The 14,742-nt window shown below is 65.7% G+C and carries 16 protein-coding genes, 1 tRNA gene and 1 other annotated feature; of the genes, 3 read left to right on the top strand and 14 right to left on the bottom strand.

Translation table 11 applies throughout. The features are described from left to right. Positions 1 to 12 precede the first annotated feature (12 nt). The 10 genes from M2335_RS09620 to M2335_RS09575 form a co-directional block, all read right to left on the bottom strand. The gene (locus tag M2335_RS09620; RefSeq protein ID WP_264587161.1) at positions 13 to 1,509 is read right to left on the bottom strand and encodes a SulP family inorganic anion transporter; all 1,497 of its coding nucleotides are present in this window, start codon (positions 1,507 to 1,509) and stop codon (positions 13 to 15) included. Positions 1,510 to 1,568: 59 nt separating this feature from the next. Continuing rightward, positions 1,569 to 1,624, bottom strand: a sequence feature (sul1 is cis-regulatory element that is thought to sense ions involved in sulfur or methionine metabolism; They are found in Alphaproteobacteria). Between the two features lie 121 nt (positions 1,625 to 1,745). After that, entirely contained in the window at positions 1,746 to 2,495 is a 750-nt protein-coding gene (gene arsH, locus M2335_RS09615) for an arsenical resistance protein ArsH (protein WP_319801010.1), read from the bottom strand. Next, the gene (locus M2335_RS09610; protein WP_413714739.1) at positions 2,492 to 2,737 is read right to left on the bottom strand and encodes a hypothetical protein; all 246 of its coding nucleotides are present in this window, start codon (positions 2,735 to 2,737) and stop codon (positions 2,492 to 2,494) included. The genes arsH and M2335_RS09610 overlap by 4 nt, the downstream gene beginning before the upstream one ends. Next, entirely contained in the window at positions 2,737 to 3,162 is a 426-nt protein-coding gene (gene arsC / locus M2335_RS09605; protein ID WP_264594530.1) for an arsenate reductase (glutaredoxin), read from the bottom strand. The genes M2335_RS09610 and arsC overlap by 1 nt, the downstream gene beginning before the upstream one ends. 11 nt (positions 3,163 to 3,173) lie before the next feature. After that, entirely contained in the window at positions 3,174 to 3,503 is a 330-nt protein-coding gene (locus M2335_RS09600) for an ArsR/SmtB family transcription factor (RefSeq protein ID WP_264594529.1), read from the bottom strand. 159 nt (positions 3,504 to 3,662) lie between these two features. Next, positions 3,663 to 3,738 (bottom strand) — tRNA-Lys (locus M2335_RS09595). A gap of 136 nt (positions 3,739 to 3,874) precedes the next feature. After that, positions 3,875 to 5,965, bottom strand: coding sequence for a penicillin-binding protein 2 (mrdA, locus tag M2335_RS09590; protein WP_264594528.1), 2,091 nt, complete (start codon positions 5,963 to 5,965; stop codon positions 3,875 to 3,877). Further along, a complete protein-coding gene (locus M2335_RS09585; RefSeq protein WP_264572764.1) occupies positions 5,950 to 6,465 on the bottom strand; it encodes a rod shape-determining protein MreD in 516 nt (171 codons plus the stop codon). Before M2335_RS09585 ends, mrdA begins: the two co-directional genes overlap by 16 nt. After that, the gene (gene mreC / locus M2335_RS09580) at positions 6,462 to 7,352 is read right to left on the bottom strand and encodes a rod shape-determining protein MreC (protein ID WP_181559592.1); all 891 of its coding nucleotides are present in this window, start codon (positions 7,350 to 7,352) and stop codon (positions 6,462 to 6,464) included. Before mreC ends, M2335_RS09585 begins: the two co-directional genes overlap by 4 nt. Positions 7,353 to 7,368: 16 nt before the next feature. Then, positions 7,369 to 8,412 carry a rod shape-determining protein gene (locus M2335_RS09575; protein WP_181559593.1) on the bottom strand — a complete coding sequence of 348 codons (1,044 nt, stop codon included), beginning with the start codon at positions 8,410 to 8,412 and terminating at the stop codon, positions 7,369 to 7,371. 144 nt (positions 8,413 to 8,556) lie between these two features. Here M2335_RS09575 and mutL point away from each other — a divergent pair, with 144 nt between their 5' ends. Further along, positions 8,557 to 10,335: a DNA mismatch repair endonuclease MutL gene (gene mutL / locus M2335_RS09570; protein WP_264594527.1), complete on the top strand. Its 1,779-nt coding sequence runs from the start codon at positions 8,557 to 8,559 to the stop codon at positions 10,333 to 10,335. A gap of 24 nt (positions 10,336 to 10,359) precedes the next feature. Here the strand turns inward: mutL and M2335_RS09565 are convergent, their stop codons facing one another. The 3 genes from M2335_RS09565 to M2335_RS09555 form a co-directional block, all read right to left on the bottom strand. Beyond that, positions 10,360 to 10,767, bottom strand: a complete 408-nt coding sequence (locus tag M2335_RS09565; RefSeq protein ID WP_264594526.1) for a nuclear transport factor 2 family protein — start codon at positions 10,765 to 10,767, stop codon at positions 10,360 to 10,362. After that, entirely contained in the window at positions 10,764 to 11,291 is a 528-nt protein-coding gene (locus M2335_RS09560) for a nuclear transport factor 2 family protein (protein WP_264594525.1), read from the bottom strand. The genes M2335_RS09565 and M2335_RS09560 overlap by 4 nt, the downstream gene beginning before the upstream one ends. A gap of 90 nt (positions 11,292 to 11,381) precedes the next feature. Continuing rightward, positions 11,382 to 11,843 carry a MaoC family dehydratase gene (locus M2335_RS09555; protein WP_264572768.1) on the bottom strand — a complete coding sequence of 154 codons (462 nt, stop codon included), beginning with the start codon at positions 11,841 to 11,843 and terminating at the stop codon, positions 11,382 to 11,384. A gap of 116 nt (positions 11,844 to 11,959) precedes the next feature. Here M2335_RS09555 and M2335_RS09550 point away from each other — a divergent pair, with 116 nt between their 5' ends. Both M2335_RS09550 and M2335_RS09545 read left to right on the top strand, forming a co-directional pair. Continuing rightward, a complete protein-coding gene (locus M2335_RS09550) occupies positions 11,960 to 12,421 on the top strand; it encodes an Rrf2 family transcriptional regulator (protein ID WP_264594524.1) in 462 nt (153 codons plus the stop codon). Next, complete coding sequence (locus tag M2335_RS09545; protein ID WP_264594523.1) at positions 12,418 to 13,140, top strand: class I SAM-dependent methyltransferase; 723 nt, start codon at positions 12,418 to 12,420, stop codon at positions 13,138 to 13,140. The genes M2335_RS09550 and M2335_RS09545 overlap by 4 nt, the downstream gene beginning before the upstream one ends. 151 nt (positions 13,141 to 13,291) lie before the next feature. Here the strand turns inward: M2335_RS09545 and M2335_RS09540 are convergent, their stop codons facing one another. Further along, positions 13,292 to 14,722: a hypothetical protein gene (locus M2335_RS09540; protein WP_264594522.1), complete on the bottom strand. Its 1,431-nt coding sequence runs from the start codon at positions 14,720 to 14,722 to the stop codon at positions 13,292 to 13,294. Positions 14,723 to 14,742 lie beyond the last annotated feature (20 nt).

Raw genomic sequence — 14,742 nt, 5'->3', positions numbered from 1 at the left:
CCGCAGCTTCGATCAGTGCGGCGCAAGCCCCATTTCTACGCCGGTTTTGTCGTGCAACGCGAAGCGGTCGACAATGTCGGCGCTGGCGCGGTTGTAGCCCACGACCTCGACCTCGCGTCCATCGCGGCGGAGTCGCGCGACGATCTTGTCGAGCGCCCCGACAGCCGAGATGTCCCAGAAATGCGCGCCGGTCACGTCGATGACGACGCGCGTCGCTGTGCCTTCCGATTGGAACGCGCGGGTGAAGCGGTCGACCGACGCGAAGAAAATCTCGCCAGTCACGCGGTAGATGGCCTGCGCGCCGTCCGCAGTTTCGTCACGCTCGACGGCGAACATGCGCTGGACCTTACCGGCGAAGAAGATGCCGGAGAGCAGCACGCCCGCCAGCACGCCAAGCGAGAGGTCATGCGTGGCGACGACCACGATGACCGTGGTCAGCATCACCACTGACGAGGTTGCAGGATGGCGGCGCAGATTGGGGATGGAGTTCCAGCTGAACGTACCAATCGAGACCATGATCATCACCGCGACCAGCGCCGGCATCGGCACCCGGCCTACGAACGGCCCGAGCACGGCCAGAAGGAAGAGGAGGAAGGCACCGGCGACGAAGGTCGAGAGGCGTCCACGGCCGCCCGACGTGACGTTGATCACCGACTGGCCGATCATCGCGCACCCGCCCATGCCGCCAAACAGCGCGGCGACGATGTTGGAGCCGCCCTGGCCGGCGCATTCGACCCGCTTGTTACTGTCCGTATCGGTCATGTCGTCGACGATCTGCGCGGTAAGCAGGGATTCCAGCAGGCCGACCGCAGCCATCGTCAGGGAATAGGGTAGGATGATCCGCAGGGTATCGAGGGTCAAGGGCACGTTGGGCAGCGCCAGGCTGGGCAGTCCCTCGGGCAGCTTGCCCATATCGCCTACCGTGTTGACCGGCAGGCCCATGCCGATGCTGATTGCGCTGAGCACGAGGATGGCGACGAGCGGCGAGGGGATGGCCTTCGTGATGCGCGGGAAGCCATAGATGATGACCAGGCCGCCGGCGACCATGGCATATGTCTGCCACCCGACATTGGTCAGCTGGGGCAACTGAGCCAGGAAGATGAGGACCGCCAGCGCGTTGACGAAGCCCGTGATGACCGAGCGGGACACGAACTGCATCACCAGATCGAGGCGCAGCAGACCCGCGATCATCTGGATAAGGCCCATCAGGATGGTGGCCGCGAAGAGATAGTCGACCCCATGCTCGCGGACGAGCGGCACGACGAGGACGGCGACAGCCGCCGTGGCCGCAGAGATCATGCCCGGGCGGCCGCCGATCAGGGCGATGGTCATGGCAATCGCGACGGACGCATAAAGGCCAACGCGCGGATCGACGCCGGCGATGATCGAAAAGCCGATCGCCTCCGGAATGAGGGCGAGAGCGACGACGACGCCCGCCAAGATGTCGCGACGGGCGGTCGGTCCGTCAGTGAACCACTGGCGGCGGTAAGATGTCAGATGAGAGGTCATGCGGATTCCACAACAAGGCACATGGCGCACATTGGGCGCGGGGGGAGTTGCATGTGTGATGTTGTCCGGCGGATCGGCGGCCGGAATAGCCACCCGGGGTTTCACCGGGTCCTTGCGATTGCCCGCCTGCTACACGGCAGAACGCGGTCGGGCAAGGGACTGTTGGGTATCAGCAAGAACCACCGCTTGGCATCGCCTTGGGGTCGGCCGCATAGTCCTGACCGCCCTATCGGCGCTCATCGCCCATCGGTCAGCGCCGCCGCCGCGCGGTCCGCAGAAGGATCCACGCTGACACCCCGCGCTTTCCGTTCGGAATAGCGGTCGACCAGTTGCGCCGCATGCGGCCGCATGAGCACGGTGATCCGCACCAGCTCCTCCATCACATCGACGATGCGGTCATAATAGCTGGAGGGCTTCATGCGGCCGGCCTCATCGAACTCCTTATAGGCCATGGCCACCGACGACTGGTTGGGGATGGTGAACATCCGCATCCAGCGGCCCAGCAGGCGGAGCGTGTTGACCGCGTTGAAGGACTGCGATCCGCCCGACACCTGCATGACCGCGAGCGTCCGGCCCTGTGTCGGGCGCAGGCCTTTCATCTCCAGCGGCAGATGATCGATCTGCGCTTTCATGATGCCGGTGATCTGCCCATGCCGCTCCGGGCTGCACCAGACCTGTCCCTCCGACCACAGCGACAGCGCGCGCAGCTCATGCACGGCCGGGTGATCGTCGCCGGGCACCTGATCGGGCAGCGGCAGGTCCGAGGGATCGAAGATGCGGGGCTCCGCGCCGAAGAACCGCAGCAGGCGCGCGGCTTCCTCGACCGCAAGGCGCGAGAAGGACCGCTCCCGGAGCGACCCGTAGAGCAGCAGGATGCGGGGCGGCGGCTGATCCTCGCCAATCCCGAGGGCGGGCCTGGGTATCGCATAGGAACGGTCCAGCGCCGGAAGATGATCAGGATCGGGCAGGATGCGCACACGGCTCACGAAACGAGGTTCCTTTCATACCAGGGCCGGCTGCGCTTCACGATTGCGACAACGGAGAGCATCACCCGCACTTCGACCAGCACGATCATCAGCCAGATCAGGGCGGCGACGATGAGGTTCACTTGCGCCACTTCGGCCGATGCGATCGCGGCGAAGACACCGGGCACGGCCTGCCCAAGCAGAATGCCGACGACGATGCACAGGGCCACCCAGAGCGAGAGATAGCGCTCGAACGTGCCCATCAGCTCACCCGCTGCCCGGCGGCATCGACGACCGGCTCGCCATCCTCCTTGGTGAAGGCGCCGCGCTGCGCACCGGGCAGGATATCGAGGACAAGCTCGGACGGGCGACAAAGCCGCACGCCCAGCGGCGTGACCACCAGCGGGCGATTGATGAGGATCGGGTGCGCCATCATGACATCAAGCAGCGCGTCATCGCTCAGGCTCTCATCATCCAGTCCGAGTTCGGCAAACGGCGTGCCCTTTTCCCGCAGCAGTGCGCGCGGCGTCAGCCCGGCCCGCGCGATCATCTGGGCGAGCAGCGCTCGCGTCGGCGGGCATTTCAGATATTCAATGACATGCGGCTCGACCCCGGAATTGCGGATGAGCGCCAGCGTGTTGCGCGAGGTTCCGCAATCGGGGTTATGATAGATGACGATGGTGGTCATGATCCCGTCCTTCAGCAGCAGGAGAGTTCGGCAAGCAGCGGCGCACACAAATCCGCGCGGCCCTGGCAGCAATCCTTGGCGAGGAAGAGCATCAGATCGCGTAAAGCTGCGATATTGGCGCGCTGGATTTGCTGGCGCCCCCGCTTTTCCGAGATCACCAGCCCTGCCTTCGCCATGACTGCCAGATGGGTCGAGAATGTGCTCTGCGTCAGCCCGCTCGCCGCGACAAGCTGACCCGTCGAAAGGCCCTCCGGCTCATGCCGCACGAGCAACTGGAAGGTCGTCAGCCGGATCGGGTGGGAGAGGGCCGCCAGAATGCCGAGGGCGTTATCGGTGTTCATCCATCGGAAATATCCGATAGGACGGGCGCGCGTCAATATCGAACGGGAAAACCCGATGCTACTTTCCAGATGACGAACGGCGGCTGCCGCTGGACGCCTGGAACCTAAAGCGGAAGCAATGTCTCGCTTCGCTCTAGAGATTGAAATTTAGGAGAAAAGTGGTGGACGCACTTGGGCTCGAACCAAGGACCCGCTGATTAAGAGTCAGCTGCTCTACCAACTGAGCTATGCGTCCACTTCGGCGGCTCGTTGATCGTTTGATCAACATCCCGTCGGGAGGTGGGCCGTTAACATGGTGTTTTCAGGATGCCAACAAAAAATCCGAGGCGCGGCGAAAAAAGATGCTGCTTTGCGAGAAAACCGCGTGCGGTTCAGTCGGTGTCGCGGGTGCCGGGGCCGACGGGGGCATCGATGTCACCATCCTCGCTTGTATTGGCGCCGTCTTCGCTCCCGGTCTGCGCCGGGGTGGCGGGAGTCGGGGCGGCCGGGGAGGCCGCATTGCCGGGCTCGGGCATGAGGGGCGCAGACTCAAGGCCGCGCGCAATGCGGAAGGCGTTGAGCTGGCGTTCCATGCGCATCTGCGGCGTGCCGCCCCAGGTCGCTTCGAAGCGCTGCAGCTTCTCCATCGCCTTGGCGGGATCGTAGAGATAGGTGATGCAATCGCCCGAGATCATCGGCGCGTCCTGCACCCGGTCCATGTGCCCGCCATGTTCGATGATCGTGGCGATGGCGTAGCGCGGATTGTCATGCGGCGCGAAGCCCTGGAACAGGGCGTGATCGCGCAGGCGGAAGGGCTGGCTTGCCGCGCGCTGGCCGCGGGTGCTGATCGCCCCGACCTGCGCCGTGCCGGTCTTGGCGGCGAGCATCACGCCGGGAACGTCCAGCCGCGCTGCACGGCCGGTGCCGCCGCCGTTGACCACATCCTTCATGGCATTGCGGATGACCGTAAGATGCTCGAGCGACACGCCCAGCGGCTCGCCCTGATGGCGCTTGCCATCGACGATGAAGTGCGGATCGAGATCGAGCCCGGTGGCGAGGCGCGCGGCCATCACGCACATCTGTGTCGGGTTCACCAGCATATAGCCCTGGCCGATGGTCGCGTTGACCGTGTCATAGGTCTGCCAGGGCTGGTTGTATTTCTTCATCTTCCAGGCCGGGTCCGGCACGGTGCCATAGCTCTGGTTGGGGAAGGGCAGGTCGAAGCGCTGGCCGAGGCCCAGCCGCCGCGCCATCATGGCGATGGCGTCCATGCCGATCTTCTGGGCGAAGTAATAGAAATAGATGTTGCAGCTCTGCTCGATGGCGCGGTGCATGTTCGTCGTGCCATGGCCCCGGCGCGCATGGCAGTGGAACAGGCGATTGCCCACCCGCAGCGCCCCGGTGCAGTTCACCGTCGCATCCGCTGGCAACCCGGCTTCGAGGAAGGAGAGGGCGATCATCGGCTTGACGGTCGATCCGGGCGGATACAGCCCGCCCAGCGTCTTGTTGCGCAGCGGCACATGGTCGTCTTGCGAGAGCATCTGCCATTCGTGATGCGAAATGCCCTCGGAGAAGCTGTTGGGGTCGAAGCTCGGCATCGAGGTCGAGCAGAGAATGTCCCCGGTGTGGCAATCCATGATCACCACGGCGCCGCTTTGCGTGCCCAGCCGCCGGCCGGCAAATTCCTGCAGGCCAGCATCGATGGTCAGCTTGATCGAGCGGCCCGGCGTATCGGGCCGGGTTTCGAGGTCGCGCACCATCGCCCCGCGCGCCGTCACTTCCACGCGGCGGGCACCGGGCTTGCCGGTGAGAACGGAATTGAGCGACTTCTCCAGACCCTGCTTGCCGAGCTTGAAGCCTGGCGTGATCAGCAAGGGGTCGCGCGATGCGTTATATTCTTCGGCTGACGGCGTGCCGACATAACCGAGTAGATGGCCGACTGGCGGGCCAGCAGGATAGTAACGCGAAAAGCCTTGCGAGGGCACGACGCCGGGAAAATCGGGCAACCGCACCGAGAGCGCCGCATATTGCTCGTAGCTCAGGTCGTCGGCCACCTGAACGGGCTGATAGCCCGCCGCGCGGTCAAGATGCTCGTTTATGCGGTCCACATCATTGGGCGTCAGGGCCAGCAGCGTGGCCAACTCGCGCACCACCCGCTCCCGGTCGCGCAGGCGATCGGGAATGATGTCGACACGGAAATTGGTGCGGTTCGAGGCCAGCGCCTGCCCGCGCCGATCCAGAATCCAGCCGCGCCGTGGCGGGGTGATGGTCAGGTTGATGCGGTTGCTGTCGGAAAGGAGCTGGTACTTCTCATTCTCTGCAATGGCGATCCACCCCATGCGCCCCACCAGCAGGCCGCCCACCGCCAGTTGCGCCCCACCGAGCACGAAGGTGCGGCGGTTGAAGCTGTAGGCCTGGCTGGCGGGGGTGACGACTTTGTTGGGGAACAGGATCTTGCGGAAGGAAATCACGGAAGCCGCCATTTGTCCAACGCGGCACAGATGCGCACGATGAAGGGGAACAAGGCGACACTATAGAGGAACTGCGGGAGGATTTGAATGATTTCCCCGCCATGGCCGGAGAGATGTACGGCAAGCCAGCCACCGGCCAGCGCAAAGCCGATTGCCAGCGAGCCGAGTAGCCAGCCATGCCAGTAATCGCGCCACAGGTTCCGCTGCCCCTCAAAGTCGAAAGCGAGCAGCAGGATCGTCCACAGAAATACGGCGCTGCCGACCGGCTGCCCGTTCATAAGATCATCGGCCAGCCCCAGCGGCACGCCGATCCACAGCGGCCAGATGTCCGGACGCAGCACCCGCCAGGCGATCAGCATCATCAGGCCGAACGGCGGGAGCAGGGGGGTCTGCGCGATGACCGGCATGAGCGGCGCCAGCATCGATCCCAGAATGACGGACGCGACCGGCACGCCGCGCAGGTGCAGCCAGGTCCGCTTGCGGCCGATCCGGTTGCTGTAGCGGCTGTTCATGGCGCGGCGGGCGGCTGCGCGGCATTGCCGGCACGCTCGGCTTCTTCCGGCCGGAACGGAGCCTGCACGACCACCAGCTCAACGCGCGAGGGATTGGCGAGCGGAATGGCGATGGCCTTCTCGCCTTCGCGCCGCGCGACGATCGCCACGGGGATATTAGAGCGATACAGGCCGCCAATGCCGGACGTGACCAGCACATCACCGGGCTTGAAGGGATTGCGCTCGGCATTGAGGGCGCGGATCTCGACCGTGCCGTCGCCCCGGCCGGAGCTAATGCCCGGAATATTGTCGCTCGTGCGTCGTACCGGCACGATATTGCCTTCATCGATGAGCAGTAGGACGTCGGCGGTGTTCGGCCCGGCACGCAGCACGCGGCCAACCAGGCCCTCCGGCGCGCGCACCGGCATGCCCGCGCTCACGCCCTCGCTGCGGCCCATGTCGAGGCGCGCCAGGCGGGCGGCGCTCGCCGGTGTAGAGGAAATCAGATGGCCGGCAGCAACGACGCCCTGATCGGTTTCGGTCAGCTTGAGCAGGTCGCGCAGGCGGATATTCTCCTGGCGGATCGCTTCGGCCTCGATGAGGCGCGTGCGGTTCGCTTCCACCTGCCGGCGCAGGGCGGCGTTCTGCGAGCCTGCGTTGATATAGGCGGCAAACTCTTCCTCGATATTGCCGACGCCGACGACGACCGAGCGCAGATTGCTGGAGATGGGGCGCGTGACTTCCGCCGCCGCCGACCGCAGGCCAGCAAAGCCAGCGGGATCGGCAATGGAGACGATCAGCATCAGCAGGCCAGTGACCGCGCCGAGCAGCGCGATCACATAGCTGGCGAACAGTCCATATTGCGCTTTCCGGTTGAAGCCGGGGCGCCTGTTGCCGGGTGGCGCCATGCGAACAACCTCGGGCTTAGGCGGTCTGGAGCACGCCGCGGAAGACCGGGTCCTCCATCGCGCGCCCCGTGCCGATGGCGACGCAGGTCAGCGGGTCTTCCGCAACGGTCACGGGAAGCCCCGTCTCGTCGCGCAGTTCCTCGTCCAGCCCCTTGAGCAGCGCGCCGCCGCCGGTGAGGACGATGCCCTGATCGACGATATCGGCGGCCAGCTCCGGCGCGGTGTTTTCAAGCGCGATGCGCACGCCTTCCACGATGGTGCCAATGGGCTCGGCCAGCGCATCGGCGATCTGGCCCTGATTGATCGCGATTTCCTTCGGCACGCCGTTCACGAGGTCGCGGCCCTTGATGTGGATCGTCGCGCCCACGCCGTCGGCCGGCTTCTGGGCGATGCCATATTCCTTCTTGATCCGCTCGGCCGTGGCCTCGCCGATCAGCAGATTGTGGTGGCGACGGACATAGGAGACGATGGCTTCATCCATCTTGTCACCGCCCACGCGCACGCTGGTGGTGTAGGCCAGGCCGCGCAGCGAGAGCACGGCGACCTCGGTCGTGCCGCCGCCAATGTCAACGACCATTGAGCCGATGGGCTCGGTCACGGGCATATCGGCGCCGATCGCAGCGGCCATTGGCTCCTCGATCAGGAAGACCTGGCTCGCGCCGGCATTGCTGGCGGCATCACGGATCGCGCGGCGCTCGACGCTGGTCGAGCCGGACGGCACGCAGATCACGATCTCGGGGAAGCGGGGGAAGCGGCGGTGGCCATGGACCTTGCTGATGAACCATTTGATCATCTGCTCGGCAATGTCGATGTCGGCGATCACGCCGTCGCGCAGCGGGCGGATGGCCTCGATGGATTCCGGCGTCTTGCCCATCATCAGCTTGGCGTCTTCGCCGACGGCCTTGACGCGCTTCACGCCGTTGATCGTCTCCACCGCAACCACGGATGGTTCATTGAGGACAATGCCGTGACCGCGCACATACACCACTGTGTTGGCCGTGCCGAGGTCGATCGCCATGTCCCTGGAAGTGAACTTGAACCAATTGGAGAAGAACGCCATTGACTGTCCTGTTCATGCCGGTCGCGCCGGTGAGGACGCGGCTTTCAGATGCTCCGGGGAATGCCCGCCCTGCCGACTCCAGCCACCGGAAAAAGGGGTGGCTTTCGCTCGCGTAGGAGGCTCGCTTGGTCTAGTCGCAATCCAATGTCAATACGCCGCCTCCCCGAGTCCCTCGTTAATCGAATTGCCGCCGGAGAGGTGGTCGAGCGCCCTGCGAGCGCGCTCAAGGAGTTGCTGGAAAACGCGCTGGATGCGCAGGCCCGCTCCGTTGCGATCTCGCTGCAGCAGGGCGGCCTCGGTGGCCTGAGCGTCACCGATGATGGCCATGGCATGAGCCGCGACGATCTGCCCCTCGCGCTGGAGCGCCACGCCACATCCAAGCTGCCGGACGAGGCCATTGAGGCGGTCAGGACGCTCGGTTTTCGGGGTGAGGCGCTGCCCTCCATCGGCAGCGTCTCGCGCCTCAGCATCGCCAGCCGCCAGCGCGATGCGGATGGCTGGCGCGTGGTGTGCGACAATGGCGTGCTGGCCACCGCTGCCCCCTGCGCGATGGCGCCCGGCACGAGGGTGGAGATGAATGGGCTGTTCGAGCGCGTTCCGGCGCGCCGCAAGTTCCTGCGCTCGGCCCGGTCGGAATATGCCGCCTGCCTCGACATCGTCCGGCGCCTCGCCATGGCGCGCAACGATGTCGCCTTCGTGCTGGAGCATGACGGACGCCGGGTGTTCTCGCTGCCGGGCGGGCAGACCCGCGAGGATCGCGTCGCCCAGCTCATCGATCGCGAGCTGGCCGACAATCACGTCATCGTGTCGCTGGAACGGGAGGCGGTGACGATCAGCGGCGTCGCCTCGTTGCCCACCTATCATCGCGGCTCGGCCGATCATCAGTATCTCTTCGTCAACGGCCGCCCGGTGCGCGACCGCCTGCTGGTGGGCGCTGTGCGCGGCGCCTATGCCGATTTCATCGCGCGGGACCGGCATCCGGTGCTGGCCTTGTTCCTGAATGTGCCGATGCCGGACGTGGACGTGAACGTGCACCCTGCCAAGACAGAAGTACGCTTCCGCGATCCCGCCTTCATGCGCGGGATGATCGTCAGCGGCCTGCGCCGGGCGCTCGATGATGCCGGGATGCGCGTCGCCAACCGGCCCGAGGCCAGCGCCGCCGATCTGTGGCAGCGCGAAGAGGCGCCGGCACCCGAGGCTCCCACAACTTGGCGGGCGCCGTCATCCGGCGGTGCTTATAGCGCCGCGCCGCTGTTCGCGGACCGCCAAGCCCGTTTCACCGGTTTCGCACCGTCTGGCCGGGCGGAAGCGCCGGTCGCGCAGCCGCCGGCCGAGCATCGCGAGTTTCCGTTGGGCGTGGCGCGCGGGCAGGTGGCGCGAACCTATATCGTCGCCGAAGCCGAGGATGGGCTGGTGCTGGTCGATCAGCATGCCGCGCACGAACGCCTCGTGCTGGAGCGGATGCGGCGGGCTTTGGCCGACGGCGCGGTCGCGCGGCAGGCGCTGCTGTTGCCGGAAGTGGTCGAGCTGGATGAGCCGGCCTGCGACCGGATCGAGGCGCGCGCCGCCGAGCTGGCCGAACTCGGTTTGGAGGTCGAGCGCTTCGGCCCGGCCGCAATTCTCGTCCGCGCTGCACCGGCCCTACTTGGCACCAGCGACGTGCCCGGCCTCGTCCGCGATCTCGCCGACGATCTGGCCGCGCTTGGCGATGCCGCCTCGCTCAAGGCCCGGCTCGATCTTGTCGCGGCGACCATGGCCTGCCACGGCTCGGTTCGGGCAGGGCGGGTGCTCTCCGTGGCAGAAATGAACGCGCTGCTCCGCGAGATGGAGGTCACCCCCCATAGCGGGCAATGCAACCATGGCCGGCCGACCTGGATCAAGCTGGCGCATGGCGACATCGAGAAGCTGTTCGGCCGGCATTGAGCCGGCGCGGCCTGTTCGCTCTGCTTATTCGCTCTTGCCGGCCGGGATGAATTCCCGCCGGAACACCGCCGAGCGGATGTTGGTGAAGACGTCGCCCACATATTCATACAGCGCGAAGCTATTGATGTGGATGCGGTCGCCCTTCTTGAGCGGGCCGGAGGTGAAATCGGGCGCATCGACCGTGGCCAGAAACTCCGATTCCAGCTCGGCGACCAGCCGCTTGCCGTCGGTGAAGACATTGCGGACCTGGATGATCCGCCGCGTCTGCTGGTTCACCTTCTTGTAGAAGGCGACAATGGCATCGTGCCCGATCAGCTCTGTGCCATTGCCGATGACCAGATGCACGTCCGGCGCGTAATTCTTCACCAGCGCGGGCCAGTCCTGCGCGTTGAACGAGGCGATATAGGCCCGGAAGCGCTCTTCCTGTGTCATGCGCTGCGCCCCTTCTGCGGACTGAACCGGGCCGAGCGGACCCGCGTGAACCGACCATCCTTGATGTCGTACATGACGAAGTTGACGCTCGAGCGCGTGTCGCCCGCCTTGAGCGCACCGGTGGGCATGTCGGGCCAGTCGGTATGGGCCACCAGCGTCGTGCGCAGCACCGCGAGGATATGCGCGCCGGACGGATCGCCCACATAGGTCAGCAGATCGACCTTCTCGTGCAGATGCTTGCGCACACCGCGATAGAAATCGATCACCGCCTGTCGGCCGGTTACCTGCGCGGCCTGGCCGAAGAACTGCACGTCATCGGCATAATAAGCGCTGAAAACCGCTTCGTCGGCGCGGTTGAACGCGGCTAGATACGCCTCGAACCAGGGCTGCGACGGCACGGTGCCCTCCTGCGTTGCGGCCCTTGCAAGCGCGCTGGTGCTGCCGATGCCGAGCGCTGCCGCCCCGGCGATGAACGTCCGCCGCGATGGTGCGAGCGCACCCGGCACAGCCTTGTCGTCCTTCATGATCCTCTCCTTGCCGCCCCCATGGCCGACGCGCACAGGGTGCAGCAAGGATGTTGAGAGATCAATACATCTTGTGCAGCATTCGTCGCATCAGGCCTTCGGGCGGCGACGATGGAGCACGACGGAGACGAGGCTGAGCACTTCCTGATCGTCCTGATTGAGCAGGCGGGTGCGCCATTTGAGGATGCCCGTCTCCGGACGGCTGCGCGATTCCAGCTTCTCGACCAACTCGCTCGATCCGCGTAGCACGTCACCCGGGAAAACCGGCCGGCGCCAGCGCAGTTCGTCCAGACCCATCGCGCCCAGCGCATTGGCCTGCCAGCCGCCGCTATTCTGCCGCGCCCGCACCATCGCGCCCATCATCATCGCGCAGGTCTGCCAGCCGCTCGCCGCGAGACGGCCGAAATGCGTCTTGGCGGCGGCTTCTTCATCGAGGTGGAAGGGCTGCGGATCATAGCGCTCGGCAAAGGCGATCACTTCATCGCGATCCACTTCGAACGGGCCGAAATGCTCGGTGAGGCCGAGTTCCAGGTCTTCCCAATAATAGTCCATGTCTGTGCCTTCGGTTCCGGGATCGGATGACCGTTTGCCTAAGCGGCGAGGGCAAGAAGGGCAAGCGGCGCTCATTTGGCTTGAACAGGGCGCGAATATGTAACATGATATGTTGCATGAGTCGCAACAGCAGCAAATTGTCCGGCGTCCTTCACGTCCTCCTCCACATGGCCGAGCAGCAGCGTCCGGTTACATCGGAGATGCTGGCCAGGATCATGCAGACCAACCCGGTGGTGATCCGGCGCGTCATGGGCGGGCTGCGGGATGCCGGTTATGTCCGCTCGGAAAAGGGGCATGGCGGGGGCTGGTCGGTCGCTTGCGATCCGGCGGCTGTCACGCTGCTCGATATTTATCGGGCCATCGGGGCGCCGCCGCTCTTCGCCATCGGCAATCGCAGCGACAACCCCGGCTGCGCGGTCGAGCGAGCCGTTAACGCCGCGCTCGATGCACCGCTGCGGCAGGCCGAGTCGTTGCTGCTCGACTCCTACGCCACCGTCACGCTCGCCAGTCTCAGCGCCGGCTTCCACCGTCTCTTGCCGCCCGATTATCCGGGCCAACATAGGATCGAAAATCCATGACCACGCACGACACCGCACCGGACGAGACAGTGGACCCGGACATGTTCATCAAGGCCTTCGATGATCCGGCGGCCACGGCGCGCTACTGGGATAGCCCGCGCCGCTTCGTGCCGGGGCTGGATGCGCTGCACCGGATGACCGGACTGCTGCTCGCCGAGCGCGCCCCATCGGAGGCTAGGGTGCTCGTGCTCGGCGCGGGCGGCGGCATGGAATTGAAGGCGCTCGCGGAGGCACAACCAAACTGGCGCTTCGTGGGCGTGGACCCGGCCGGCGAAATGCTGAAACTGGCCGAACGGCAGCTCGGTCCGCTGATGGAGCGCGTCGAGCTGGTGCAGGGGCTGATCGATGACGCACCGGACGGGCCATTTGACGCGGCGGTCTGCCTCCTGACCCTTCATTTTCTCGATCCCACAGAGCGGACGCGCACCGTGCAGCAAATCCACCGCCGCCTGCGCGCAGGCGCGCCCTTCGTCGCTGCCCATAGCAGCTTCCCGCAGGATGCCGAGACCCGCGATGTCTGGCTGGACCGCTATGCGGCTTACCCCAAGGCGATGGGCGCGGACCCGGCGGACACCGCCAAGGCCCGTGCCGCCGTCGCCGCCAGCCTCCACTGCCTCTCGCCTGAAGAAGACGAAGCCATCTTGAGAGCCGGCGGCTTTGCGGACGTGGCGCTGTTCTACGCCGCCTTCACATGGCGGGGCTGGGTCGGCCACGCCTGACAGCTCAATTAGCCCCTCCTGTTGAGCTTCGCTCGCCTGCGGCTCAGAGAAGGGGTTGGGGTGGTGCAGCAACCTCGCGGTCAAACACTGACTGTGCGATGCTGGCGCCACCACCCCCGGCCCCTCCTTGCAGGAGGAGGGGAGGCTGATGTCAGCGCCCCAAGGAAAGCCGCGCGAACAGCGTGTAGCCCCAGGGATTATCCCCATAGACCGCATCCAGCGCCGCGGGCTTGGCGTAGAGATTGACGCTGCCGCCAAGCGCGAGGTGGACCGGGCCGTCACCGATCGGGGTGTTCCACGCATAGCCAGCCTTCATCTTGGTGATGCGGAACGGCACGTCGTGGAGCGGATCGTCATGATCGGGGATCAGCTCATCATTGGCGACATTCTCGACCCGGCCGAACAGGCTGTGTCGCGGCGTCAGGTCGTAAGTGATCTCGCCGAGCCAGGCGGTCAGCGTATCGCCGGGGTCGCGGTTCTTGGCGGAGAAGGCCGCGGTCGCCGAGAGGGCGCCGTCCGCATAATGGACGCTCGCCGTGGTACGATGCTCGTTCTGGTCGCCATGAAGCGTCTCGGGATTTTTGAGGAAGCCATGGCTGACCTGCGCGGCCCAGTTTGGCGTCGGCGTCCAGCTCAGCCGCACCGACCAGCTATCGAGCTTGGGCGTCTCGATGCCCCAGCGCTCCTCATCCGGCTCACGCCCCCGGAAGGCCGAGCCTTCGAGCTGCCATTGCGGCAAGGCGACGCCCGCAGTCACCACGCCATAAGTGATATGGGTGGAATCGAACCAGTGGTGCGTGATCGGCGGCTCGGGATTATAATGCGCGCTCGCCCGATGCATGAAGGCCGATGGCCCCAGCGCCGGCTCGCCGACCGGTCCGCCATAGAGGAAGACGCTTGCGCCGGGCGCGATGTCCACGTCCAGGCGCGCGGCCAGCTCCATGAAGAGATCGTGCGGATGCTGGCGGTCGACCAGCGCCGCGCCGCCCGCCGTCTCGCCCGTGGCAAAGAGATTGGGGTAGCCCCGCGCTGACATGGTCGGTTCAAGGCTGAGCATCGAGCGGAGCGCGAGCCGCGCGCCGCCGAGATCCCGCTCCGCCGCCAGCATCAGCATGGAGGTGGCGTAGACCAGATCGTCGCCGCGCGGCCCCTTGTGGTCGGTGTAATTGAGCTGGACATTGCCGTGCGCCATCAACATCCAGTCGCCGCTCATCGCATGAAGGCCGCTCATCGGGCCTTGCGCCGCCGGGAGCCGCGCCGTGCCGGAGCCATCGACATAAGGTTGGGCGGTGTCGGTGGGGTGGATGTGGTTCGGCGCCGAGGCGGGCGCTTCGGCATTGTGCTGGGCGTGATCCATCCCCGAATGATCCATGCCAGAGTGGTTCATGCCGGCATGGTCCATCGCGCCATGATCCATGGTCGAATGGTCCATCGTCTCGCCAGCATTTTCGGCGGACGGCGTCACCGGGCTGGCGCTCTGGTGTCCGGCATGGTCACGCCCGGCCATCGGCGCCTGCGCGAAGAGGGCAACGGGCGAGGCTGCCGCGAGCAGGCTCGCAGCCACGTTCAATCGAAAACTCATGATATAAAAGTCCTGTCTGA

The sequence above is a fragment of the Sphingobium sp. B12D2B genome (genome assembly GCF_025961775.1).
In the GTDB taxonomy this organism is placed as follows: Bacteria; Pseudomonadota; Alphaproteobacteria; order Sphingomonadales; family Sphingomonadaceae; genus Sphingobium.
The sequence above is the reverse complement of the archived record's forward strand: the minus strand, read 5'-3'. Positions and strand labels throughout refer to the sequence as shown.